Annotated in this window: 22 protein-coding genes and 5 tRNA genes; 11 read left to right on the top strand and 16 right to left on the bottom strand. The window is 70.9% G+C overall.

Features of this window, described 5'->3' with window-relative positions; all coding sequences use genetic code 11:
• Positions 1–112: 112 nt before the first annotated feature.
• On the top strand, positions 113–1,498 hold the full coding sequence (locus OG928_RS16110) for a hypothetical protein (protein ID WP_406284239.1): 1,386 nt from the start codon (positions 113–115) through the stop codon (positions 1,496–1,498).
• 478 nt (positions 1,499–1,976) lie between these two features.
• The gene (locus tag OG928_RS16105) at positions 1,977–2,879 is read left to right on the top strand and encodes a phosphoribosylaminoimidazolesuccinocarboxamide synthase (protein WP_406284237.1); all 903 of its coding nucleotides are present in this window, start codon (positions 1,977–1,979) and stop codon (positions 2,877–2,879) included.
• A gap of 138 nt (positions 2,880–3,017) precedes the next feature.
• On the opposite strand, the gene OG928_RS16100 is transcribed toward OG928_RS16105, so the two are convergent.
• The 3 genes from OG928_RS16100 to OG928_RS16090 form a co-directional block, all read right to left on the bottom strand.
• Positions 3,018–3,093, bottom strand: a tRNA-Gly gene (locus OG928_RS16100).
• A gap of 93 nt (positions 3,094–3,186) precedes the next feature.
• A tRNA-Gly gene (locus OG928_RS16095) sits at positions 3,187–3,258 on the bottom strand.
• Between the two features lie 199 nt (positions 3,259–3,457).
• Positions 3,458–3,784, bottom strand: a complete 327-nt coding sequence (locus OG928_RS16090) for an Lsr2 family protein (protein WP_406284235.1) — start codon at positions 3,782–3,784, stop codon at positions 3,458–3,460.
• A 498-nt stretch (positions 3,785–4,282) separates the two neighbouring features.
• On the opposite strand from OG928_RS16090, the gene purS reads away from it, so the two are divergent.
• From purS to purL, 3 genes are read left to right on the top strand one after another with little or no spacing between them, the layout of a single operon-like run.
• The gene (purS, locus tag OG928_RS16085) at positions 4,283–4,540 is read left to right on the top strand and encodes a phosphoribosylformylglycinamidine synthase subunit PurS (protein WP_020555628.1); all 258 of its coding nucleotides are present in this window, start codon (positions 4,283–4,285) and stop codon (positions 4,538–4,540) included.
• A complete protein-coding gene (gene purQ, locus OG928_RS16080) occupies positions 4,537–5,214 on the top strand; it encodes a phosphoribosylformylglycinamidine synthase subunit PurQ (RefSeq protein WP_406284233.1) in 678 nt (225 codons plus the stop codon). Before purS ends, purQ begins: the two co-directional genes overlap by 4 nt.
• Positions 5,214–7,463: a phosphoribosylformylglycinamidine synthase subunit PurL gene (gene purL / locus OG928_RS16075; protein ID WP_406284231.1), complete on the top strand. Its 2,250-nt coding sequence runs from the start codon at positions 5,214–5,216 to the stop codon at positions 7,461–7,463. The genes purQ and purL overlap by 1 nt, the downstream gene beginning before the upstream one ends.
• Before the next feature lie 75 nt (positions 7,464–7,538).
• On the opposite strand, the gene OG928_RS16070 is transcribed toward purL, so the two are convergent.
• Together OG928_RS16070 and OG928_RS16065 are read right to left on the bottom strand one after the other, a co-directional pair.
• Positions 7,539–8,411 carry a hypothetical protein gene (locus OG928_RS16070; RefSeq protein WP_406284229.1) on the bottom strand — a complete coding sequence of 291 codons (873 nt, stop codon included), beginning with the start codon at positions 8,409–8,411 and terminating at the stop codon, positions 7,539–7,541.
• Positions 8,396–8,743, bottom strand: coding sequence for a hypothetical protein (locus tag OG928_RS16065; RefSeq protein WP_406284227.1), 348 nt, complete (start codon positions 8,741–8,743; stop codon positions 8,396–8,398). Before OG928_RS16065 ends, OG928_RS16070 begins: the two co-directional genes overlap by 16 nt.
• A gap of 107 nt (positions 8,744–8,850) precedes the next feature.
• On the opposite strand from OG928_RS16065, the gene OG928_RS16060 reads away from it, so the two are divergent.
• The 3 genes from OG928_RS16060 to purM all read left to right on the top strand — a co-directional run bounded on the left by OG928_RS16060 (position 8,851) and on the right by purM (position 12,425).
• Positions 8,851–9,639, top strand: a complete 789-nt coding sequence (locus tag OG928_RS16060; RefSeq protein WP_406284225.1) for a sterol carrier family protein — start codon at positions 8,851–8,853, stop codon at positions 9,637–9,639.
• Positions 9,640–9,676: 37 nt separating this feature from the next.
• Complete coding sequence (purF, locus tag OG928_RS16055; RefSeq protein WP_406284223.1) at positions 9,677–11,233, top strand: amidophosphoribosyltransferase; 1,557 nt, start codon at positions 9,677–9,679, stop codon at positions 11,231–11,233.
• A gap of 118 nt (positions 11,234–11,351) precedes the next feature.
• The gene (gene purM, locus OG928_RS16050; protein ID WP_406284221.1) at positions 11,352–12,425 is read left to right on the top strand and encodes a phosphoribosylformylglycinamidine cyclo-ligase; all 1,074 of its coding nucleotides are present in this window, start codon (positions 11,352–11,354) and stop codon (positions 12,423–12,425) included.
• Positions 12,426–12,658: 233 nt separating this feature from the next.
• On the opposite strand, the gene OG928_RS16045 is transcribed toward purM, so the two are convergent.
• Together OG928_RS16045 and OG928_RS16040 are read right to left on the bottom strand one after the other, a co-directional pair.
• Complete coding sequence (locus tag OG928_RS16045) at positions 12,659–12,910, bottom strand: DUF3073 domain-containing protein (protein WP_020555620.1); 252 nt, start codon at positions 12,908–12,910, stop codon at positions 12,659–12,661.
• Positions 12,911–13,149: 239 nt separating this feature from the next.
• Positions 13,150–14,250: a Leu/Phe/Val dehydrogenase gene (locus OG928_RS16040; RefSeq protein ID WP_406291011.1), complete on the bottom strand. Its 1,101-nt coding sequence runs from the start codon at positions 14,248–14,250 to the stop codon at positions 13,150–13,152.
• Positions 14,251–14,398: 148 nt separating this feature from the next.
• Between OG928_RS16040 and OG928_RS16035 the strand changes: the two genes are divergently transcribed.
• Together OG928_RS16035 and bldC are read left to right on the top strand one after the other, a co-directional pair.
• Positions 14,399–15,280, top strand: coding sequence for a hypothetical protein (locus tag OG928_RS16035; protein ID WP_406284219.1), 882 nt, complete (start codon positions 14,399–14,401; stop codon positions 15,278–15,280).
• 533 nt (positions 15,281–15,813) lie between these two features.
• Complete coding sequence (gene bldC / locus OG928_RS16030; protein WP_020555617.1) at positions 15,814–16,020, top strand: developmental transcriptional regulator BldC; 207 nt, start codon at positions 15,814–15,816, stop codon at positions 16,018–16,020.
• Positions 16,021–16,756: 736 nt separating this feature from the next.
• Here the strand turns inward: bldC and OG928_RS16025 are convergent.
• The 9 genes from OG928_RS16025 to crcB (OG928_RS15985) form a co-directional block, all read right to left on the bottom strand.
• The gene (locus OG928_RS16025; protein ID WP_406284217.1) at positions 16,757–17,968 is read right to left on the bottom strand and encodes a glutathionylspermidine synthase family protein; all 1,212 of its coding nucleotides are present in this window, start codon (positions 17,966–17,968) and stop codon (positions 16,757–16,759) included.
• A gap of 31 nt (positions 17,969–17,999) precedes the next feature.
• Positions 18,000–18,332, bottom strand: coding sequence for a hypothetical protein (locus tag OG928_RS16020; protein WP_406284215.1), 333 nt, complete (start codon positions 18,330–18,332; stop codon positions 18,000–18,002).
• A 275-nt stretch (positions 18,333–18,607) separates the two neighbouring features.
• Positions 18,608–19,336, bottom strand: coding sequence for a VIT family protein (locus tag OG928_RS16015; protein ID WP_406284213.1), 729 nt, complete (start codon positions 19,334–19,336; stop codon positions 18,608–18,610).
• 118 nt (positions 19,337–19,454) lie between these two features.
• Positions 19,455–19,528 (bottom strand) — tRNA-Phe (locus OG928_RS16010).
• A gap of 45 nt (positions 19,529–19,573) precedes the next feature.
• Positions 19,574–19,648, bottom strand: a tRNA-Asp gene (locus OG928_RS16005).
• Positions 19,649–19,737: 89 nt separating this feature from the next.
• Positions 19,738–19,810 (bottom strand) — tRNA-Glu (locus tag OG928_RS16000).
• Between the two features lie 135 nt (positions 19,811–19,945).
• The gene (locus OG928_RS15995; protein WP_406284211.1) at positions 19,946–20,302 is read right to left on the bottom strand and encodes a metallopeptidase family protein; all 357 of its coding nucleotides are present in this window, start codon (positions 20,300–20,302) and stop codon (positions 19,946–19,948) included.
• 95 nt (positions 20,303–20,397) lie between these two features.
• Complete coding sequence (gene crcB / locus OG928_RS15990; RefSeq protein ID WP_406284209.1) at positions 20,398–20,754, bottom strand: fluoride efflux transporter CrcB; 357 nt, start codon at positions 20,752–20,754, stop codon at positions 20,398–20,400.
• Positions 20,751–21,134 (bottom strand): fluoride efflux transporter CrcB, encoded by a 384-nt coding sequence (gene crcB / locus OG928_RS15985; RefSeq protein ID WP_406284207.1) that lies wholly within the window; start codon positions 21,132–21,134, stop codon positions 20,751–20,753. The genes crcB (OG928_RS15990) and crcB (OG928_RS15985) overlap by 4 nt, the downstream gene beginning before the upstream one ends.
• 143 nt (positions 21,135–21,277) lie before the next feature.
• Between crcB (OG928_RS15985) and OG928_RS15980 the strand changes: the two genes are divergently transcribed.
• Complete coding sequence (locus OG928_RS15980; protein WP_406284205.1) at positions 21,278–22,777, top strand: hypothetical protein; 1,500 nt, start codon at positions 21,278–21,280, stop codon at positions 22,775–22,777.
• Positions 22,778–22,857 lie beyond the last annotated feature (80 nt).

The following is a 22,857-nucleotide window of genomic DNA, read 5'->3' as shown; positions in this document are numbered from 1 at the left end:
GGGATGGTGTTCGGCCCGAAGCGGCTGAACACCCGAACTCGTCGCATTATCGTGCGAGCACCGCGGGTCGTGACCGACGACCCGGACGAGTGATCCCCGGATCCAGGATCGGATGGGGGCGATGCACGTGGGCGAGTCGGCCGAACCACTGGCGCTGGCCGAAGCGCGCGCGCGGGCGCGCGCGGTGCTGTGGGTGCGCAACGGCGCGGTGCTCGGTGCGCTCACGGCCGCCGGCCTGCTGCTGTACGGGGCGTCGCGGACCCTCGGCGAGAGCGTCCCGGGAACGCTGCTCGCGGGCCTCGCGGCGACGATCGTGGTCGTCCTGGCCTGGGTCGCCCTCGATCTCGCGCTGGTGCGCAGGCCCGGCATCCCGGCGATCACGCTGAGCCCCGCGGACGCGCGCGAGCTGCACGAGATGGTGCGCGGGCTGGCCGAGGAACTCGACGTGCCGGTGCCCGACGGCATCCGGTTGTGCCCCGAATGCGACAGCTGGTTGGAACCCGGCGCCCGGCGGGCCCGGAGCACGGTGCTCGTGATCGGCGCGCCGTTTTTGTGGTGGCTGCGGGTCGGCGAGCTGCGCGCCCTCCTTGCCCCGGTCGTGGCCGGCACCGAGGCGTCCGCCGAACCGGCCGTCGCGGGCGCGCGGCGCTGGGTGCGGCGCCTGGACGCGGTGGCGGACGTACGGCGCTCCCTGGGGCCGGTGCCGCTGCGGCCGGCCCGTCGGGTCTCCCGTGCGTTCGCGCGCCAGCTGCTCGGCCTGTGCCAGGGGCACGCCGAACTGATGGAACGCGAGATCGCCGTCGGCGCCGCCGCGCTGGCCATCCCGCTGGAGCCCGAGCTGCGGGCGATCGCGCACGAACAGGTCGGCCTCGCCTACGCGGGCTGGGACCGGCTGCTCACCCGCCTCGCGGCGCCCGCGTGGACGATCGGGCGGCGACCCGACGCGCTCATGACGGGCGTGGTGTCCGCGCTCACCGAGCTGTCCCGGCGGGACAAGCTCGCCGACGCGTTCGGCGCCCGGCTCGCCGAGCGGGCCGCGAGCGATCTGCTGGCCGACGCGGTCGCGATGGACGGCGAGATCTCCCGGTTGGCGGCGGGCATCTTCGCGGATGGGCCGACGCCGGATCCGGTCGCGTGGACCGACTACCCGGAGGCGGTCATCGAGCCGGTGTGGCGGGCCCGGGCCGCGGCGTTCGCGGCCCCCGTCGACGACGCGCTCGCGGTGCTGCGTCGCGACCCCGACGACGATCACCGCGAGGCCGCCGACCACCTGTTCGCGGTGGTCGCGTGCGCGGCCCTGGACACCGGCCGGATGCACCCGGCGGTCGACTGGCTCGACGGCCCGGTCCTGGTCGACGGCCGCGGCCACGCGGTCGACCTCGCGACGCTCATCACCCGAGCCGTAGACGAGGGCAACGACACCCCTTTGCGCACCTGGCTCGCCCACATCGGCATCCCAACCCGAGAACCGGTCCACCCGGGCGGCTCGGCAGCCTAGAAAACCCCAACCGCCCCGACCCCCCCGAAGGCACCCCAACTCCAGCCCGTCCGGCGTTTGAGGACAAGCCTGTCCGCGGGCCGCGCGGGGCCCGGTGGCCCCCCGTCCCCGTGAAGGCGACCCAACCCCAGCCCGTCCGGCGTTTGAGGACAAGCCCCGTCCGCGGGCTCGCGCGGTGAAGCGTCCCCGGCGGCCACCCGTCTCCCGCCGAAAGCGCCCCAACCCCAGCCCGTCCGGCGTTTGAGGACAACCCTGTCCGCGGGCCGCGCGGGGCCCGGTGGCCCCCCCGTCCCCGTGAAGGCGACCCAACCCCAGCCCGTCCGGCGCTTGAGGACAAACACGGCCACAGTCACGCGCAACGAAACCCGACCCCGGCCCGTCCGGCCCCGAGGACATGTGGGGACCGTGAAAGACTCCTCCCGGCCGCCGCGGACGCGAGCCGCGGGATTCACGACCCAAGAGAGTGCTGGTTAGCGCTGTGAGCGGATTCGTCACCAAGCCCGAGCCCGTCGAGGTGCCCGGCCTGACCCACATCCACACCGGCAAGGTCCGCGACCTGTACACGGACGCCGACGGCAACCTCGTCATGGTCGCGAGCAACCGGATGTCCGCCTTCGACTGGGTGCTCGACCCGGAGATTCCCGAGAAGGGCCGGATCCTCACCAGCCTGTCGCTGTGGTGGTTCGACCTGCTCGCCGACCTGTACCCGAACCACGTGATCTCCACCGAGATGCCCGCCGGCGCCCCCGCCGACTGGGCCGGGCGCGTCCTCGTGTGCAGGCGCCTGGACATGGTGCCGGTCGAGTGCGTCGCGCGCGGCTACCTGGCCGGGTCGGGGCTGGTCGAGTACCGCCAGTCGCGCACCGTGTGCGGCGTCGCGCTGCCCGAGGGCCTGACCGACGGCTCCGAGCTGCCCGCGCCGATCTTCACGCCGGCCACCAAGGCCGAGGTCGGCGACCACGACGAGAACGTCTCGTACGAGTACATCGCCGAGCACCACGGCGCGGAGCTGGCCGCGACGCTGCGCCGGGCCACGCTCGACGTGTACGGCCGGGCCCGCGACATCGCCCGCGAGCGCGGGATCATCCTGGCCGACACCAAGTTCGAATTCGGCTTCGACGCCGAGCGCCGGCTCGTGCTCGCCGACGAGGTGCTCACGCCCGACTCGTCGCGCTTCTGGCCCGCCGACGAATGGGAGCCGGGCCACGCCCAGCCGTCCTTCGACAAGCAGTACGTGCGCGACTGGCTCGCGTCGTCCGAGTCCGGCTGGGACCCCAGGTCGGACACCACGCCGCCCGCGCTGCCCGACGCGGTGGTCCAGCGCACGCACGAGAAATACGCCGAGGCCTACCAGCGGCTCACCGGCCGGCGCTGGGTCTGAGACCCGAGCCGCCCCGGACGAAAGTCCCCGGGTGGTGGTGGTCCCGCCGGGCCCACCACCACCCGGGGACGCGGTGCTCCCGCGAGGCGCCCACGCATGGCAAGAAGGCCGGATCACATGAGTGATCCGGCCTTCTTATGGAGCGGACGACGAGATTCGAACTCGCGACCCTCACCTTGGCAAGGTGATGCTCTACCAACTGAGCCACGTCCGCACGACTCGGGGCGTTGGCCCCGCGTTGTGTTCCCAACCCTACCCGATGCCCGGAGGTGGTTTCCACCGACCTCGGTTCGGATGAGTCGAGCAGAGCAGGCGACAGGGATCGAACACTGCGTCTCCCCCTTGGAAAGGGGGCGCTCTACCACTGAGCTACGCCTGCGGGTGTTCCCCGGTTTCCCGGGTGCAAGAGAACTCTATAGGACGTCCGGAGGGGTCAAGTACGCTCCGGAGTCGGATCGTTACAGTTGTCCCGATTTGGCAGAGAAAGTTCTTGCGGAGCGGCCCCCGCCCATCGGGGCGAGGGCCGCGGAGTCGGGCCACTCCCCGGCCGAAATCGGCGCCGGGAGCCGTCGGTGCCGTCAGTTGGCGGCGTTGGCAGCCTCGAATTCCGCGTATACGCGCGCCGGGATGCGCCCGCGAGCGGGCACGTCCATGCCGCGTGCTCGGGCCCAGGCCCGGACCGCGGCGGGATCGGAGGTGACGGTCGTCTGGCGGAACGGCTTTCCGGTCCGCGCGGTACGTCGCGCGACCGCGAGATAAGGAGCCAGGGCATCCCGCATCTGCTGAACGTGCTCTTCCGAAAGGTCGATTTCATACGACTTGCCGTCGAGGCCGAAACGGATGGTTTCCGCGGCCTCGCTTCCGTCGATGTCGTCGTGCAGGCTGACGACTACACGCTGGGCCATGGCGGTGTCCTCTCGGGTGATAGCACCGAGGCGAAAAACAAAACTACATTGTCGAGTCTAGGCGCTAAACGCGAACCCTCGCGGTGTCGTCCGCTGTTCTTCGGTTCGGTAAGCGCTAATTTACCGGTCGTCGATTCGTTTTCACGATACTGGAGATATTCCTCTCGCTCCGACTCGACGGGCGTGTCCGCATGTCGGACGTCGCTCGATCCACAGGCTGTGGACAACGTGACGTCGAGCCGGCCCGGCGGAGGGCGTGCGCGCGGCCACAATGCCCGTTTGAGGGCGATATATTGACATCAGGACCTTGCGGAGACGCCTGTGGACAACCCCGAAGCTGTGGATAACTCGGCGCCGGGCGGGCGCCCGGTAGGCGGCCGGTACCCTGATACCGCCGATCCATCGGGTGCCGGCGTCGACCGACCCGATCCAGCAGCAGGGTCCGAACCCCCGTATCCCGGATACGGCCCGGCCCGAACCATCACAGTGGGAGTGCCTGTGGCACGCGTCGTCGTCGACGTCATGCTCAAGCCGGAAATCCTCGATCCCCAGGGGCAGGCCGTGCAGCGTGCGCTGCCGCGTCTCGGATTCGACGGAATCACCGACGTCCGCCAAGGCAAGCGTTTCGAACTGGAGCTGGAGGGACCGGTCGACGAGGCCGCGCTCGCCCGTATCCGCGAAGCCGCCGAGTCGTTCCTCGCCAACACCGTGATCGAGGACTTCGTGGTCCGCGTCGAGACGGAGGAGGAGAAGTGACGATCCGCGTCGGCGTCGTCACCTTTCCCGGCTCGCTCGACGACCACGACGCCCGGCGGGCGGTACGTATCGCCGGTGCCGAACCGGTCGCGTTGTGGCACAAGGACAAGAACCTCCAGCAGGTCGACGCGGTCGTCCTGCCCGGCGGATTCTCGTACGGCGACTACCTGCGTTGCGGCGCGATCTCGCGCTTCTCGCCGGTCATGGAATCGGTGATCGAGCAGGCCAAGGCCGGTCTTCCGGTATTGGGCATCTGCAACGGTTTCCAAATTCTTTGCGAATCGCACCTGCTGCCGGGTGCGCTCACCCGCAACGATCACCTGCACTTCATCTGCCGCGATCAAAAGCTGCGCATCGAGAACACGTCCACCCCGTGGACGTCGGACTTCGAGCAGGGGCAGGAGATCACCGTTCCGCTGAAGAACGGTGAGGGCGGTTTCGTCGCCGACGAGCACACCCTGGACATGCTGGAGGCCGAGGGTCGCGTGATCGCGCGCTACCTGGAGGTCAACCCGAACGGGTCGCGCCGCGACATCGCCGGCATCAGCAACGCCGCCGGCAACGTCGTCGGCCTGATGCCGCACCCCGAGCACGCGGTCGAGCCGCTGACCGGTCCGACGACCGAGGGGCTCCCCTTCTTCACGTCGATCCTGAAGCGCCTGGTGAACGCCTGATGAGCCTCGACACCGTCAAGAACGCGCTCGACTTCCCCGAGGTCGAGCAGCCCTTCGCCGAGCTGGGCCTCAAGCCGGACGAGTACGCGCGCATCCGCGAGATCCTCGGCCGCCGCCCCACGTCGTCCGAGCTGGCGATGTACTCGGTCATGTGGTCCGAGCACTGCTCGTACAAGTCGAGCAAGGTGCACCTGCGCCAGTTCGGCGACAAGATGCCCGAGAACGACGCGATGCTCGTGGGCATCGGCGAGAACGCGGGCGTGGTCGACGTCGGCCAGGGCTACGCGGTGACCTTCAAGGTCGAGTCGCACAACCACCCGTCGTACGTGGAGCCCTACCAGGGCGCCGCGACCGGCATCGGCGGCATCGTGCGCGACATCCTCGCGATGGGCGCGCGCCCGGTCGCCGTGATGGACCCGCTGCGGTTCGGCGCGGCCGAGCACGCCGACACCCGGCGCGTGCTGCCCGGCGTGGTCGCGGGCATCGGCGGCTACGGCAACTGCCTGGGCCTGCCGAACATCGGCGGCGAGATCGTCTTCGACCCCTGCTATCAGGGGAACCCGCTGGTCAACGCGCTGTGCGTGGGCGTGATGAAGCACGAGGACATCCACCTCGCGCAGGCGTCCGGGGCCGGCAACCTGGTGATCCTGTACGGCGCCCGTACCGGCGGCGACGGAATCGGCGGCGTGTCCGTGCTCGCCTCGGAGACCTTCGACGCCGACGGCCCGGCCAAGCGCCCGGCGGTCCAGGTGGGCGACCCGTTCCAGGAGAAGCTGCTGATCGAGTGCACCCTGGAGCTGTTCCGCGAGCACCTGGTCGCGGGCATCCAGGACCTCGGCGGCGCGGGCCTGTCCTGCGCCACCTCGGAGCTGGCCTCGGCCGGTTCCGGCGGCATGCGGGTCGAGCTGGACACCGTTCCGCTGCGCGACCACACGCTCTCGCCCGAGGAAATCCTCATGAGCGAGTCGCAGGAGCGCATGTGCGCGGTCGTGGAGCCGGCCCACGTGGCCCGCTTCATGGAGATCTGCGACAAGTGGGACGTCATCGCGACCGTCGTCGGCGAGGTCACCGACGGCGACCGCCTGGAGATCTACTGGCACGGCGAGCAGATCGTGGACGTGCCGCCGCGCACGGTCGCGCACGAGGGTCCGGTCTACGAGCGGCCTTTCGCGCGCCCCGCGTGGCAGGACGCGCTGCAGGCGGACGCCGCCGAGCGGCTGCCCCGTCCGGGCACCGCCGAGGAGCTCAAGGCGACCCTGCTCAAGCTGGTCGCGTCGCCGAACCTCGCCGACAAGTCGTGGGTCACCGACCAGTACGACCGGTACGTGCTCGGCAACACCGTGCTGGCCCAGCCGGAGGACTCCGGCATGGTCCGCGTGGACGAGGAGACCGGCCTGGGCGTGGCGCTCGCCACGGACGGCAACGGCCGCTTCTGCAAGCTCGACCCGTACGCGGGTGCCCAGCTCGCGCTGGCCGAGGCGTACCGGAACGTGGCCACCACCGGCGCCAAGCCGCTCGCCGTCACCGATTGCCTGAACTTCGGCTCGCCCGAGGACCCGGCCGTCATGTGGCAGTTCGCGGAGACCACGCGCGGGCTGGCCGACGCGTGCCTGATCCTGGGTACCCCGGTCACCGGCGGCAACGTGTCGTTCTACAACCAGACCGGCGAGACGGCGATCCACCCGACGCCCGTCGTCGGTGTGCTCGGCGTGATCGACGACGTCGAGCGGCGCACGCCGATCGGCTTCGCCGAGGAGGGGCAGATCATCCTGCTCCTGGGCGACACGCACGAGGAGCTGTCCGGCTCGGCGTGGGCGCAGGTGGCCCACGACCACCTCGGCGGCCTGCCGCCGAAGGTCGACCTGGAGCGCGAGCGCCTGCTCGCCGAGATCCTGATCGCGGGCTCGCGGGACGGCATGATCGACGCCGCCCACGACCTCGCCGACGGCGGCCTCGCGCAGGCCCTGGTCGAGGCGTGCCTGGCCGGCGGCAACGGCGCGCGCGTCGTGCTGTCGGAGGACCTCGACCCGACCGTCGCGCTGTTCAGCGAGTCGGCCGGCCGCGCGATCGTGGCGGTGCCGCGCAGCGAGGAGCTGCGGTTCAGCGACATGTGCAAGGTGCGCGGCCTGCCGTGCGCCCGGATCGGCGTGGTCGACGGCGACACCCTGGACCTCCAGGGCCACTTCGCGGTGAACCTGTCCGAACTGCGCGCGGCCTCCGAGGAGACCCTCAAGGGCCTGTTCGGCTGACCGGCGACACACCGTGCCCGTGCGGCGTGCCTCGCGCACGCCGCACGGGCACGTCTGCGTCCCGCTCGACACGCCCTAGCCATCGAGCCGATACGGTCGGAACGTACCGTGACCGGGCCAGTACGGGTAAGGGACCGTGGCGTGGTGGGCGCCCTTGGAGCCGCTTTCCTCGTACGCGAAGTACCGCGTATGCGACTCGTCCGCCCAGCCCGCGAAGATCAGCGTGTGGCCGGCCGCGCCCGGGGCGGTGTTCAGCAGGATGTCGCCGGGGCGGAGGTCGTCCTTGGCGATCGGGTGGGACACCTCCGGCAGGGTCACCGTGGTCAGTCCCGGCGGCGGCAGCCCCCACGCCATCGAGACCAGGCCCGAGCAGTCCGTGCGGTAGCCCTCGTGGAGCCCGCTCATGCTGTAGCCGAGCCGCAGATCGGCCCAGCGTTTCGCGCGCGCGACGATGCCGTCCCCGTCCCGGGTGACCCGGGGGACCGGGGTGACCGGGATCACGGGCGCGACCGGGGCGATCCGTGCGCCCCGGCCGACGGGGCGGACCGTGACGGTGCCGACGTAGGTGGTCGGCAGCGTGAACGCCGGCTCGGCGCCCCGGGCGGCCACGACGGCCGGCGGGCGATCCGCGACCGGCGGCGCGACGTCGAGCAGCCGGGTCGCGGCGGCCGCGTCGACCGCCTCGTAGGACCGGGCGTTCTCGGCCAACCGATCGGCCAGGTCGACCGCGCTCCGCTCGGCCCGGTCCAGCGCCTCCATCGCCTCGCGCAGCCGCGTGCGCACCACCTCGAACGTCTGCGGCGACAACGGCCGACTCGCCGCCACGTCCACGGCCGCGACCCGCTCGCGCACCAGCCACACCTCGCGGGCGCCCGCCCGCAGCCGGATCGCCAACCCGGCCAGCTCGGCCGGCGCCACCACGAACCCGCCGGTCATCGCGTCGCCCACCGCTCGTCCAGCCAGGCCGCACTCCCGCCGGCCGGAAATCGCCCATCCGGGTCGGGCCCACCCGCCGCCCGCGCGGCCCGCTCGTTCGCCGCGATCCGGGCGAGCGCGGCCCGTATCGCCACCGCGTGCGCCCGAAGCGCCTCCACCACCGCGTCCACCGCCTGCTCGGCCACCGCGCACTCCCGCCGCCACGCCTGGGCCCGGGCCGCGAAGCCCTCCGCCGCGCCCCCGCGCCAATCGGCCCCGACCGACCCGGGCCGAACCCGCTCGGCCGCCACCGCCAACTCCGCCGCCACCGCCTCGACCCGCTCGGGGTCCCCGTAAGCACTCATGGCCTCAGCGTCACAACAAACGGGCGCCCGGCACCGGCCCGCGGACCCGATCCGTGCAGAAACGAATCGGCTTCTCCGTGCCCCGAGCCGCCCCTAATCTGCATCCCATGACGAGCAAGCCCGCCGCCCCCCGCCCCCGCAAGGTCGATCCGGTCAAGGTGCGCGCCGCCCTGATCGCCGAATGGCGCGCGATGGTCGAGGTGACCGCGCGGCTGACCCCCGCACAACTCGCCGCCCCGTCCGGCCTGACCGGCTGGTCCACCGCCAATCTCGTCGGCCACATGGCCGCGAGTGTCGAGGCGGTGCCGCGCTGGCTCGGCCTGCCGATCCCGACCGACCCCCCGATCACGGTCGAGCGCTGGGCGAACGGCACCTCGGCGCACGCCGCCGCGATCTCGGACGCCGCCGACGAGATGGCCGAGGCCGGCCGCACCCCCGCCGACTACGTCGACGCCGCGATCGCCGCCCTCGAAGCCGTCGAGGACACCCGGGTCACCGCGACCCGGATCGGCCCCATGCGGGTCGCCGACATGCTCGTGACCCGCCTCGTCGAGGGCGTCGTGCACTCCGACGACCTCGAACGCGCGACCGGCGAACCCTTCCCGCACGACCGGGTGGCCCTGGGCACCGTGGTCCGCGCGCTGACCGACGCGCTCGCGGCCCGCGCCCCCGGCCACGCGGTCGAGGTGCGGGTCCCGCCGTTCTCCGTCGTGCAGTGCGTCACAGGCCCCCGGCACACCAGAGGCGTCCCGCCCAATGTGGTCGAGACCGACCCCAAGACCTGGATCCGCCTCGCGACCGGCCGCCTGACCTGGGCAGACGCGGTCGACAACGGACAAGTCCTGGCCAGTGGCGAACGCAGCGACTTGTCCGCAAACCTGCCACTCATGGGGTGAACCGCGACCCATCCGGCCCTGTCGTAGACTCGATCACGTGCCACGTGGCGACGGACGACTCAACCACGATCTCTTCCCCGGCGAGAAAGGCCCGCAGGACGCCTGCGGCGTCTTCGGCGTTTGGGCCCCCGGCGAAGAGGTCGCAAAACTCACCTATTTCGGTCTCTACGCATTGCAGCACCGCGGGACGGAATCCGCCGGTATAGCTGTGAGCAACGGATCCCAGATCCTGGTCTTCAAGGACATGGGCCTGGTCTCCCAGGTCTTCGACGAGACCACTCTGGGCTCGCTTCGCGGACACATGGCCGTCGGCCATGCCCGCTACTCGACCACCGGTTCGTCGGTCTGGGAGAACGCCCAGCCGACCTTCCGGGCCACCGCGACGGGCAGCATCGCCCTCGGCCACAACGGCAACCTCACCAACACCGGTGAACTGTCCCGTATGGTCGCCGAGCAAGGCCCCGATCGCGGCGAGATCAACTACCCCTACCAGGGCCGGATCGAATCCAGCAGCGACACCGATCTGCTGACCTCGCTCCTGGCCGGCAGCCCGGACCTGTCCCTCGAACAGACCGCGATGCAGATCCTGCCCAAGGTCAAGGGCGCCTTCTCGCTCGTCTTCATGGACGAGACCACGCTCTACGCCGCGCGCGATCCCCAGGGCATCCGGCCCCTCGTGCTCGGGCGCCTGGAGCGCGGCTGGGTGGTCGCGAGCGAGACCGCCGCACTCGACATCGTCGGTGCGTCGTTCATTCGCGAGATCGAGCCGGGCGAGCTGATCGCGGTCGACGAGCACGGCCTGCGCACCCGACGCTTCGCCGAGGCAAAGCCCAAGGGCTGCGTCTTCGAGTACGTCTACCTGGCCCGCCCCGACACCACGATCGCCGGTCGCGGCGTCTACGCGTCGCGGGTCGAGATGGGCCGCCGGTTGGCCCAGGAGTACCCGGTCGAGGCCGACCTGGTGATGCCGACGCCGGAGTCCGGTACCCCCGCGGCGATCGGCTACGCCGAGCAGTCCGGCATTCCGTACGGAAACGGCCTGGTCAAGAACTCCTATGTGGGTCGGACCTTCATCCAGCCCAGCCAGACCATCCGCCAGCTGGGCATCCGCCTCAAGCTCAACCCGCTGCGCGAGGTCATCCAGGGCAAGCGACTGGTCGTCGTCGACGACTCGATCGTGCGCGGCAACACGCAGCGGGCGCTGGTGCGCATGCTGCGCGAGGCCGGTGCGGCCGAGGTGCACGTGCGGATCTCCTCGCCGCCGGTGAAGTGGCCGTGCTTCTTCGGCATCGACTTCGCGACCCGTGCCGAACTGATCGCCAACGGCCTCTCGGTCGACGAGATCGCCAAGTCGCTCGGCGCCGACTCGCTCGCGTACATCTCGCTGGACGCGATGGTCGAGGCGACCACCATCCCCAAGGACCGCCTGTGCCGGGCCTGCTTCGACGGGGAATACCCGATCGAGCTGCCCGACCCGGAGCGGCTGGGCAAGCACCTGCTCGAAGGCATCGAGCAGTCCGTCCGCACCGATGTGGACGGCGTTCAGGCCCTCCTCGGCGGTGGCGGCGCGGAGGACGCGCTCCGTCGTCCCTGACCACCCGAGTCCCGCCGAGTTCTCTTCTTCGGACCGTTTCGTCGGGTCCACCCACCCGGGTGGACCCGACGGGGCGCGCCGAGGAGATCCACCGACCCGACCCGAAAGGGCCGCCGCCGTGAGCGACCAGTCCACCCCCACTCCCCGTACCGCGACATATGCCGCGGCCGGCGTCGACATCGAGGCCGGTGACCGCGCCGTCGAGCTGATGAAGCAATGGGTCGGCAAGGCCACCCGGCCCGAGGTCGTCGGCGGCCTGGGCGGCTTCGCGGGCCTGTTCGACGTCTCCGCGTTCAAGCGGTACGAGCGCCCGCTGCTCGCCACCGCGACCGACGGCGTGGGCACCAAGGTCGCCATCGCCCAGGCCATGGACAAGCACGACACGATCGGCCACGACCTGGTCGGCATGGTCGTCGACGACCTCGTGGTGTGCGGGGCCGAGCCGCTGTTCATGACCGACTACATCGCGACCGGCAAGGTCGTCCCCGAGCGGATCGCGGCGATCGTCAAGGGCATCGCCGAGGGCTGCGTGCTGGCCGGCTGCGCGCTCGTCGGCGGCGAGACGGCCGAGCACCCCGGCCTGCTCGACCCGAACGAGTACGACGTCGCGGGCGCCGGCACCGGGGTCGTGGAGGCCGACGGCCTGCTCGGCGCCGAGCGCGTGCGCGAGGGCGACGTCGTGATCGCGATGGCCGCCTCGGGCCTGCACTCGAACGGCTACTCGCTGGCCCGGCACGTGTTCTTCACGATCGCCGGCTGGCAGCTCGACCGCGATGTGCCGGAACTCGGCCGCACCCTCGGCGAGGAGCTCCTGGAGCCGACCCGGATCTACTCCCTCGACTGCCTCGACCTGGCCCGACGCACCGACGTGCACGCGTTCTCGCACGTCACCGGCGGCGGCCTGGAGGCCAACCTGGCGCGTGTGCTCCCGGCCCACCTGGACGCCCGCCTGGACCGCTCCACCTGGACCCCGGCGCCGGTCTTCGGTCTGGTCGGCTCGCTCGGCGACGTGGCCCGCGCCGAACTGGAGAAGACGCTGAACATGGGCGTGGGCATGGTCGCGGTCGTCGCCGCGGACGCGGCCGACGCGGCGCTCGCGGTGCTCGCCGAGCGCGGCGTGCCGTCCTGGATCCTCGGCGACATCGTCACCGGCTCCGGCCGGGCCGTACTCGCCGGCGACCACCGGGCATGAGTGGCGGGGTTCACACGATGAACAGCGGCGCCAAGGCATGAGAAAGGCACCCTCGGCGGTGGCCGTCGTCCCGGGTCGGGGCGGCGGCACCCTCGTGGGTGCGTTCGCGAACACGCCAAACGGTCCGGGGTCGAGTAGTCGTCCTACTCGGTCCCGGACCGGACGGCGTCACCGCACGGGCGCCCCGGCTGAAGAGGGCGTTTTTTCCGTGCTTGAGTCCGAAGAGTGCGGGGTCAACGATGGCGCGATCGGCCGTCGTCTTCCTCATCTTCGTCATCGTTGTAGCGAGCCGAATACCCCGCGTAGGGGTCGTCGAACTCGTCTTCACTCGTGTCGTCGTCAACCTCGGGCTTGCCAATCGGCAAGTCGGTTGGCGACGACGCGCCCAGCTCTTCAGCCAGACGGCTCAGATCCGTACCGCCGCTGTTGTACTTCAGCTGGCGGGCGACCTTTGTCTGCTTGGCCTTGGCCCGGCCGCGCCCCATGGCTCGACCCCCTCAACGACGGGGCTCACGGCCCCGGGTCTTGACACGCGTTCATAGTCAGGGACGGTTCGATGACGCTTGAGAACCGGCCCGTAGGGGATTAACGGTACCTGCTTCCGCCGCCGGACGGTACGTCGCATGGGTGACAGCGGGGCTCGGACCCCGACCGGGCTCTGCCGTTCCGGCTGGTCAGGGGCCTGATCTGGGGTCCTTTGCCGGGTCTGACGATACCGTGTCGCTCAGGTTTGGAGGTAGATGTCACGCAGGCGGCCCACATCCGCCATGCGTCGCTCAGCCAATCGATCGGCCGCCACGGCCGGTGGGACGCCCTCCTCGTCGGCCAGCGCGAAGATCCTCGCGGTCGTGTCCCGGATGCCCGAGGCCTTGCGCTTGGCCCGCTCGAAGTCGAATCCGCGCCGCTCGTCGGCGACCTGGATCACCCCGCCCGAGTTCACCACGTAGTCAGGCGCGTACAGCACGCCGCGCTCCGCGAGCGCCTTCTCGATGCCCGGGTGCGCGAGCTGGTTGTTGGCCGCGCCACACACCACCGACGCGGTCAGTACCGGGACGGTGACGTCGTCGAGCGCGCCGCCGAGCGCGCACGGCGCGTACACGTCCAGATCCGGGAGCCGGATCAGCGCGTCGGTGTCGGCCACGAAGTCCACCTCGGGGTGCTCGTGCCGCACCCGTGCCACCGCGCGCTCGTCCACGTCGGTGAGCACGACCGAGGCGCCGTCGTCGAGCAGGTGCCCGACCAGGTGCCGGCCGACCTTCCCGACGCCCGAGACGCCCACGCGGCGCCCGCGCAGCGTGGGGGAGCCCCAGCGGTGCTCGGCGGACGCCAGCATGCCCTGGAAGACCCCGTACGCGGTCAGCACGGAGGAGTCGCCCGCCCCGCCGTTCTCGGGCGAGCGACCGGTGACGAAGGCGCACTCCTTCGCGACCGTGTCCATGTCGTCGACGTAGGTGCCCACGTCGCAGGCCGTGATGTAGCGGCCGTTCAGCGACTGGACGAAGCGGCCGTAGGCGCGCAGCAGGACCTCGGTCTTGTCGCGGGTGGGGTCGCCGATGATCACAGCCTTGCCGCCGCCGTGGTCGAGCCCGGCGAGGGCGTTCTTGTACGCCATGCCGCGCGAGAGGTTGAGGACGTCGTCGACGGCCTCCTCCTCGGTCTCGTAGGGGTGGAACCTGGTCCCGCCGAGGGCGGGGCCGAGGGCACTGGAATAGATCGCGATGATCGCGCGCAGGCCGCTCGCACGGTCCTGGCAGAAGACGACCTGCTCGTGGCCGGTCGACCTGCCGAACACCAGGCCCGACGTCGTGCCGTCGGGGCCGTCCATCCTGTCGGTCACTGTGGTGACTCCATGGGATCGTGGTGATGTTGCCGCCGCGCGGATCTGCGCGGCGGTTCAAGCCTAGAACCCGCACGGATCACCGGGTTGGACCTTCTCCACGTCCGACCACGCGCGACGTGCCAAGATTCGGTACGTGCGGACTTCGGTGGTTGCCCCCTACGCGGCGTACCTGCGGGTGTACGAGCCGCTGGCCGCGTTTGCCGAGCCCGAACGCGGGCGGTGGGCGGCCTACGCCGCCACACAGCCGACAGACACCCCCGCGGCGCCCGAGGCACACTCCACCGCGGAGCTCACCGCGCAGGAGCACCGGAGCGGCCTGGAGAACCTCCTGGCGACCCCTCCGGTGGTCGCGCCGCCGCACGAGAGCGAGGATGCCTACGTGCAGGTCCTCGACGGCGTCACGGTGGTGTGTCCGCGCCAGACCCGGCTGCGCTGCTGGACGGCGCTCGCGGAGCTGCGGCGGGAGTACCCCGCGACGGTCCTGGACGTGTTCTGGCCGCGGGTGGTCATCGACCAGGCCCAGGTCGACCACGAGCGCTGGAAGTCCGAGCACCCCGACGTGCACCCGCACATCCACAGCAGCACCTGGCACGTGCCGGTGCGCTGGTTCGTGCTGTTCACGCCGGACGAGCGGATCCTGGTGCCGGCCGCGGACGGCGCCGCCGCGGGCCCGGGCGAGCTGTACTACCGCACGCCCATGGTCCAGGCCCGGCGCCGGGTCGCCCGGGCGCTGCGGGTGCTGCGCGACTCCGTCGAGGACGGCGCCCTGATCACCGGCCTGGAGAGCGTCGGCCGGTGGCTGGAGGAGTTCCACCCGCGCGCGATGGTCGAGCTGGACTACGGCGGCCTCGTGCGGCTGCTGTCGGGCGACGATCTGGCCGCCGAGAACTCGGTCGGGGACGTCGCGGAGGGCATCGCCGCACTCGGGTCCGGTGACGGAGCGCGAGCATCGGCCGCCTACCGCAGGATTACGGAGCGTTGGCAATCGGTACGTGCCCTGGAGCACGCGAGCTGAGCAAGCGTCCGCATTTCATGAAGTTTCGGCGTGACCGTCGTCACTCTTTCGTGTTCAGTCGCCCCGTGATCTGAAAGCCTCTCAACCTGCTGGTTCGAGTTGTGGGACTCCCAGCCCTCCAGGTTGTTGGAGATCGACTCACAACAAGGTGCATACGCCAGCGAATGGTTCGTATATGATGAAAAGGACAAACCAGATGTAGTCGGTCTGGCCGGGTCGGTTGTCGTGGATACTTCGTTGCTGATGGGGCGGGGCGGACGCGAGGGGCCGGTTTGGCCTGAGTGACTCATCGTCACAGGCGCGTGACTGTCCGCTATGCCTGGTCCTTCGGGATCGCGTGGCTTGAACCCTGGGATGCCAATTCCGGCGGTTTGACCAACCGGGTGCGGCGGATGGTGTACTTGTACTGTGAAGGACAAGCCGTTCGTCCTATAACCGACTTGGCCCTCATGAACTATTTAGGACATCGTGGGTCAAGGTGCAGAATTTGAAGAAAGAACCGTGTTGGTTCGGTTCTCCCGAGGAGGCCGCTCATGACCGCTCGTACGCCTGATGCCGAGCCGCTGCTGACGCCGGCCGAGGTTGCCAGCATGTTCCGCGTCGACCCCAAGACGGTGACGCGCTGGGCCAAGGCCGGCAAGCTCACGTCGATCCGCACGCTCGGCGGACACCGTCGCTACCGCGAGGTGGAGGTCCGCGCCCTGCTCGCGGGCATTCCGCAGCAGCGCAGCGAAGCCTGAGGGCTGCGTCGAAAGCTTTTCCCCTGAGTGTTGCACCGGATCCCGCCGGGTCCGGTGCAGCACTCTTTTTTGCGTGCCCGAACGCGGTCCGGTGTCGTTTCCCGAGGCGGCGAGAGGGGCTTCGAACGAGGTCGAGCGCGGGCCGGCCGGGGTGCGCGTGGCGGCCGTTCGAGGGTTTTCGACCATGATCCACGCTGTCCGGCAGTAAAATATCACATAGAATGCGCGGTCGATTTCCGGCCTTCGATGAAAACCATTTCCAGTCAAAACAGTGACCTTGGTCACATGGAAGGTCGTCGAGCGCACGAGAGTCGATCTTCGCCGACGGCGCGTGGGTCCTTCGTTCCGTCCCGCCGGGCGGCCTACGGGGCCGGCCGCGGCGCCGCGTCGGAGGCGCCGGGCGGGCGCCGGGCGCGCGCCTCCCGAGGCGGCTGTGCGGAGTGCGCGCGGGCGGGCGTGAGTTCGGCCCGGAGCGGGCCGTGTGGGCTCGGGTGTTCGGCTCGGCCCCGCATCGGCGCGGGCCCCGCCGCCCGGACCGCTGCCGGGGTCGGAGATGCTCCTCGGACGCGCTTCACCGGCGCCGCGGGCGGCACATCGGCCCGGATCGGTCGGACCCCGCCCGAAACGCCAAACAATCACGCTCAGTAATGATCAGCGGCTTCGTCCGACGATCGAAAGGTCGCGAGAAATCGCGCTTTCGTGACCGTGTGCGAGCACCGGGCCCGATCGGTCCCGGTCAGTCCTCGTCGAGCCAGGAGAGCCGGGTGTCCTCGTCGGGCGCCGGGCCGTCGATCACGTGCGGCAGGAAGCGCGCGTACCCGTCGGTGACCGGGCCGCTCGACTCGCGGATGCCCACCCCCGCGGACTTCCCGTCGACCACCCACGCGCCGAGCACGGGCTTGTTGCCGTCGAAGTCGGGCAGCGGCACGTACTCCTGATAGCACCAGCCCTCGTCGCCGTACGCCTCGGCGGGCTGCACGTGCTCGCCGGCGGGCGTGACGATCCGGATCGCGTCGCCCTCGCGCCCGTGCAGCGGCTTGGCGACGTAGGACTCCATGCCGCGCGGCGAGTCGAGGAAGGCCGGCAGCAGGTTCGGATGGCCGGGGTAGAGCTCCCACAGCACCGCGAGCAGCGCCTTGTTGGACAGCAGCGCCTTCCAGGCCGGTTCGATGAACAGGCACGACCTCGGGTGGCCGACGATGTGCTTCCCGAACGGCTCGGCGAGCATGTCCTCCCAGGGATAGAGCATGAACATCGTGTCGATGCCCCGCTCCTCCAGGTCGACGAAGCGCAGCCGCTCGGAGTCCCAGCCGATCTCGGCGACCTCCAGGCCGATCGTGGTCAGTCCGGCCTCGGTGGCGGTGTCGCGGAGGTAGGAGGTGTGCAGCCACTCCTCCTCGTCCTCGGTGCCCTCCACGTGCGCGAAGTGCATGGTCTCCGAGCGCAGGTACGGCTTGATCCGGGACCACGAGCGGACCAGGCGCTCGTGCAGGCTGTTCCACTGGTCGCGCTCGGGGAAGCGGTCCCGCAGCCAGTACCACTGGACCAGGGACGCCTCGATCAGCGCGGTGGGGGTGTCCGCGTTGTACTCCAGCAGCTTGGCCGCCCGGCCGTCGCCGCCCCACGCGAGGTCGAACCGCCCGTAGACGCTCGGGTGGTCCTCCTCCAGCGTGATCCGCAGGTACTCGCGGGCCTCGTCCGGCAGGCCGAACGCGGTGAGATCGCCGCGCTCGATCACGTGCCGGGCCGCCGCGACGGACATCTCGTGGAGTTCCTCGGTGACGTCCTCGAGCCGGTCGACCTCGCCCAACGTCAGCTCGTAGTAGGCCTCTTCGTGCCAGTAGGGCACCTCGGTGCCGTCGTCGTCCTCCCACGTGGCGTACAGCAGCCCCTGCGACTCGACGAGCGGCTTCCAGCCCGGTCGAGGCGTGGTGGGTATACGGCGCATGGTTCAGGCCCTCCCCGGATGTGACACCGCGTCAGCTAGAACTCTTCGACGGGCACGAGCCGAAGCCGCCACGTTCCACTTTGCCCTTGCGCGGGCGATCGAAGGATCCCTGCCCGGCGGCGAGTGTCATACCCCTGGCGGGGCTGAGCGTCTGGCCGCACTTCTGGGCGACGTAGTACCAGGACAGATTGGGGTCGGTGCGCCCCAGGCACTGGAAGTCGTCGACGCGCACGTTCCGCGACTTGTCCGCGCAGATCTCGGCGTAGCCGCTCTTGCTCGAACCCTTGCCGCCACCGCTCCCGCAGGCGGTGAGCGCGCCGGCGAGGGTGAGCGTCAGCGTCGCCGCGACCGCGGTCGACTTCATGGTGCGGTTCCGGCCGGCGCGTGGGGAAGTGACCACGGATCCTCCGCTCGATGGGTCTTCCGACGACGGTCGAGGTGCGGACCGACCCGAGGACCGTATCGATCCCTGGGGGTCCGCGGGGGCTCGGGGCGCGGGAATGAGGGGAAGTACCCAACCGTCGCGGGTCCTTTTGTCGAGTGTTGCCGGGGATGCCCGATGTGTTGGGTGCGCCCGCCCCACGAGAGCGCTCGTCGGCCGGGTGGCCCGCGCCGACGCGCTCGCCGCGAGTCGATCGATCAGACACCGGACGCGCCGAGCAGGGTGCCCACGCCGTAGGTGACCGCCATGGCCAGGGCGCCGCCCGCGGTGGTGCGTACGATCGCGCGCGATTCGGGGGCGCCGCCGAGCCGGGCGCTGCTCCAGCCGCACAGGACCAGCGCGACCAGGACCGCGACGACCGTGACGGGGAGGCGGATCGAGGCGGGCGGCAGGACCATCGCCAGCAGCGGCAGCAGCGCGCCGGCGGTGAACGCGAGGAAGCTGGCGCCGGCCGCGTGCCACGGGTTGGTGAGTTCGTTCGGATCGATCTTGAGCTCGACCTGGGCGTGCGCGGCGAGGGCGTCGTGCGCGGTGAGCTGTTCGGCCACCTCGCGCGCGAGCGATCGGGTCAGGCCCTGCTTCTCGTACAGCTCGGTCAGCTCGTCGAGTTCGGCCTCCGGCTCGTCGGTCAGCTCCCGGCGCTCCTGGACGAGCGCGGCCTTCTCCGCGTCGCGCTGGGTGCTCACCGAGACGTACTCGCCCGCGGCCATCGACAGCGAGCCCGCGAGCAGCCCGGCGAGCCCGGCGGTGAGCAACTGGGCGCGCTCGTCGGTGGCTCCGGCGACGCCGACCACGAGGCCGGCCGTGGACACGATCCCGTCGTTGGCGCCGAGCACCGCCGCGCGCAGCCAGTTGAGGCGGGTGCCCATGCCCTCGTCGTGCGGGGGATGGGTGGGCATCCGGTCGGAGCTGTCCGCGGCACTCATGATCGAAGTATCACGACGCGGGCCGCCGCCGACGGCGAGGACACGTGCGGCGTTCCGGAAATGCCGAGAACGCCCCGGACGAATTCTCGTCTGGGGCGTTGGTACCACTCGTGAGCGGTGGCCAGGGGCGGGGTCGAACCGCCGACCTTCCGATTTTCAGTCGGACGCTCGTACCAACTGAGCTACCTGGCCTCGATGGATCAGGGCGCCTTTCGGCGCCCTGATCTTTCCATCTTGCGGTCCTGACGGGATTTGAACCCGCGGCCTTCACCTTGACAGGGTGACGAGCACTCCAAACTGCTCCACAGGACCTCTACCCGCGTTTCCTTGGGCTTCCTTCGTGTTAAACCCTACCGTACTGGCTGTCCGGCTCGTTACCGCCCCCGAGGGGGTTTGTTGCGTGCCCCCAACGGGATTCGAACCCGTGCTACCGCCTTGAAAGGGCGACGTCCTAGGCCACTAGACGATGGGGGCTTGTTGGCCGTGTCCGGCGTCTTGTTGCCGTCGGGGACGTCCCGAACTATACGGGGTTTTCGCCGACGCTTGCAAAGCGGATAACCGGGGACCCGAACGCGCCCGCGGTAGAGGGCGCGAAAGCCGCGGAATCGGTCAGCCCCAGCCCAGCTCGTGCAGGTGGTCGTCGTCGATCCCGAAGTGGTGTGCCACCTCGTGGACCACGGTCACGGCCACCTCGTCCACGACCTCCATCAGGGTTTCGCACATGCGCAGCATCGGGCCCATGTAGATCGTGATCCGATCCGGGAGCACGCCGGCGTACCAGTCGCCCCGCTCGGTCAGCGGGATGCCCTCGTAGAGGCCGAGCAGGTTGGTCCCGTGCTCGCCGTCCGGCGCCGGCTCGTCCTCCACGAACACCGCGACGTTGTTCATGAACTTCGTCAGCTCGGGCGGGATCGTGTCGAGAGCTTCCGAGACGAGCTCTTCGAACTCGGCGCGTGTGAGGTCCATGCCTCCATGGTGCCTACCTGCGGGCGAAGCGGAAACGGCAACCGGCGGATCGCGCGGATCGACGACGCGGACCGATCGGGACCCCCGGGCGGGACTCAGGCGGCGCGGCCCGCCGCGTACCCGAGGGCGGCCGCGGCCAGGCCGAGGGCGAGGCTGGTGAGGACGTAGCCGACGGCGACGCGCCGGCGGCCCCTCGCGAACACGTCCACCGTGCCGTAGCCGAAGGTGCTGAACGTGGTGAGGGCGCCGCAGAAGCCGGTGCCGATCAGGTGGGTGAGCCGGTCGGAGGGGGCGAGGCCGGCCAGCGCGCCCAGGATCAGCGACCCGATCACGTTGACGGTGAGCGTGCCCCACGGGAACACCGACGGCCGGCGCGCGGTGAGCAGGCGGTCGATCAGGTAGCGGGTCGGCGCGCCGACCATCGCGCCCAGCACCACCATGAGCGGGATCACGCGGCGTCCCTCCGCAGCCGGATCGAGGTCGCCAGCCCCACCTGCACCGCGACGAGGCCGACCACGACGCTCGCCACGACGTAGCCGGCCGCGGTCGCCCACGCGTCGCCCGCCGCGAGATCGCGGGTCTCGAGCGCGAACGTCGAGAACGTCGTGAAGCCGCCCAGGACCCCGGTGCCCAGGAACGGGCGGACGAGCGGGCGACGGACGGTCAGGCCCATCAGGATCCCCATCAGCAGACAGCCGACGACGTTGGTGGTGAACGTCGCCCAGGGGAAGGCCGTTCCGGAGTGGGGGATCGCCTCCGAGAGCCCCCACCGGCCCAGCGCCCCGACGGCGCCCCCGATCGAGACGGCGGCGAGAACCTGCGACTGGGACACGTGGCCAAGCTAGTGCCGCGCCCGGCAACGTTCACCCCGTCGCGGCGCGCGCTCCCCACACGCGATCACACGCCCCCGCCGAATGGGTGACGGGCGGAGGCCCGAGGTTGGAGCCGGACTTTGGGCCTGCCCATGCTGAACCGGTGACCACGCAGGGGGACATCGGGCCGATGACGGAATTCACCGACGAGGAGCCCGAGTTTCCCGGACCCGGATCGACGGGCCGGATGGCCGAGCACGACGTGGACCTGTTGTGGGAGACCGGCGAGGCACCCGATTCGGGGTCGCCGGAGCTCGGGCCGGACCACCCGGAGTCGGCCGTGCCGCAGGCCCGGACCGAGTGGCGGCGGCTGCCGGTCATGGGGGCCTACGAACCGATGGCGGGCGAGGAGTGGGGGAGCCACGACGCACGCGACTCCGGGGCCGAGCGGGCGGGCTGGGAGGTCCGCGGCCCGTACGTCGACGGCGTCGTGCGCGACGACCGGGTCGAGCACCTCGACTACCACGGGCCCTTCGAGTTCGCCCGCCGAGTGCCGTTCGAACACCCGGAGTTCACCGTCTTCCGGACGCACGGCCGGCTCGCCCCCGAGCTCGCCGAGACGGCGTACGTCGAGCCGGTCTCGATGCTCACCGAGTGGTTCGGCGAAGCCGACGCGATCCTGCCCGCCCCCGCCGTGGAACACGGATCACCGTCCCCCACAAGCAGGATGACGAAGCCTCAGAAGCGCACGCACCGGGCCCGAAGGGACCCCGCCGACCGGGCTCCCGAGATCGCGGCCGCCGCCGACGCGCGGTCGGCGCGCGCCGGCTGGGAGTTCGCGGCGGCGTTCGTGGTGTCCGCGCTCGTGCTCACCGCGCTGCTGTACTCCTTCGGGTGGGCCCGTGCCGCGGCCAGGTCCGACTACCTCGGGTTCGACGAGAGCGTGCTGGGCACGCCGGCCCGCGCGTACGTCCTGGACGGCCTGCGCACGCTGCGCCGCCCGCTGCTCGCGCTCGTGGCCCTGCTGCTGGCGGCACGGGTGGCGCATCCCCGGCTGCTCGTGTGGCTGCGCCGGCACCGACGGGTCGCCGCGTGGTTCACGTGGGCGCTGCGGTGTGCGTGGTTCGCGGTGCCGGGCGCGGCGTGGCTCGGCGTGCACCGCTGGCCCGCACGCGGGGCGCAGTGGTGGCCGATGGTGCTGCCGGGCGGCATCGCCGCCGGCCTGCTGATCGCCGCGTACGGCGTGCTGCTCTCGCGGCGGATCGGTGCGCATCGGCGGAGCACGGGCACGGGTGGGCGGCCGTGGTCGCTGTCGGTCGTGCTCACCGGCGCGGTCGTGGTGCTGTGTCTGTTCTGGGCGTCGGGGGCGTACGCGCGGGTGTCGGGGCACGACGCGGGCAGGGCCGTCGCGCACCAACTGCCCCGCAGTACCGCCGTCGTCCTGTACTCGGTGCAGGACCTGCGGATGGGCGACGTGGAGGGCGTCGCGGTCCAGGAAGAAACCGGAGCGTCCTATCGTTACCGCTACACCGGTCTGCGCTTGCTGCGCCGTGCCTCGGGGACGCTGTTCCTGCTCCCCGAGCGCTGGTCGTGGGAGCGTCCGAGGCTGCTCGTCGTGCACGAGGACGCACGCCTGAGGGTGGAGTACGAACGCACCCGATAGGCGTAAACGCGTAGTGATCGGGTACGCTGGTGAATCGCTTTGCCCATATCCAGGCGCTGCCATGAGTCGCGGCGCCTCGT

This window comes from Embleya sp. NBC_00896, assembly GCF_045207785.1.
Lineage (GTDB): Bacteria > Actinomycetota > Actinomycetes > Streptomycetales > Streptomycetaceae > Embleya.
The sequence above is the reverse complement of the archived record's forward strand: the minus strand, read 5'-3'. Positions and strand labels throughout refer to the sequence as shown.

What these genes read in the sequence shown, in the direction of transcription:
- OG928_RS16110 (WP_406284239.1), top strand. Translation starts at nt 113, where the DNA reads ATGGGGGCGATGCACGTGGGCGAGTCGGCCGAACCACTGGCGCTGGCC.
- OG928_RS16090 (WP_406284235.1), bottom strand. Translation starts at nt 3,784, where the DNA reads ATGGCCCAGCGTGTAGTCGTCAGCCTGCACGACGACATCGACGGAAGC.
- purL (WP_406284231.1), top strand. Translation starts at nt 5,214, where the DNA reads ATGAGCCTCGACACCGTCAAGAACGCGCTCGACTTCCCCGAGGTCGAG.
- OG928_RS16065 (WP_406284227.1), bottom strand. Translation starts at nt 8,743, where the DNA reads ATGAGTGCTTACGGGGACCCCGAGCGGGTCGAGGCGGTGGCGGCGGAG.
- OG928_RS16060 (WP_406284225.1), top strand. Translation starts at nt 8,851, where the DNA reads ATGACGAGCAAGCCCGCCGCCCCCCGCCCCCGCAAGGTCGATCCGGTC.
- OG928_RS16045 (WP_020555620.1), bottom strand. Translation starts at nt 12,910, where the DNA reads ATGGGGCGCGGCCGGGCCAAGGCCAAGCAGACAAAGGTCGCCCGCCAG.
- OG928_RS16040 (WP_406291011.1), bottom strand. Translation starts at nt 14,250, where the DNA reads ATGGACGGCCCCGACGGCACGACGTCGGGCCTGGTGTTCGGCAGGTCG.
- bldC (WP_020555617.1), top strand. Translation starts at nt 15,814, where the DNA reads ATGACCGCTCGTACGCCTGATGCCGAGCCGCTGCTGACGCCGGCCGAG.
- OG928_RS16025 (WP_406284217.1), bottom strand. Translation starts at nt 17,968, where the DNA reads ATGCGCCGTATACCCACCACGCCTCGACCGGGCTGGAAGCCGCTCGTC.
- OG928_RS16020 (WP_406284215.1), bottom strand. Translation starts at nt 18,332, where the DNA reads ATGAAGTCGACCGCGGTCGCGGCGACGCTGACGCTCACCCTCGCCGGC.
- OG928_RS16015 (WP_406284213.1), bottom strand. Translation starts at nt 19,336, where the DNA reads ATGAGTGCCGCGGACAGCTCCGACCGGATGCCCACCCATCCCCCGCAC.
- OG928_RS15995 (WP_406284211.1), bottom strand. Translation starts at nt 20,302, where the DNA reads ATGGACCTCACACGCGCCGAGTTCGAAGAGCTCGTCTCGGAAGCTCTC.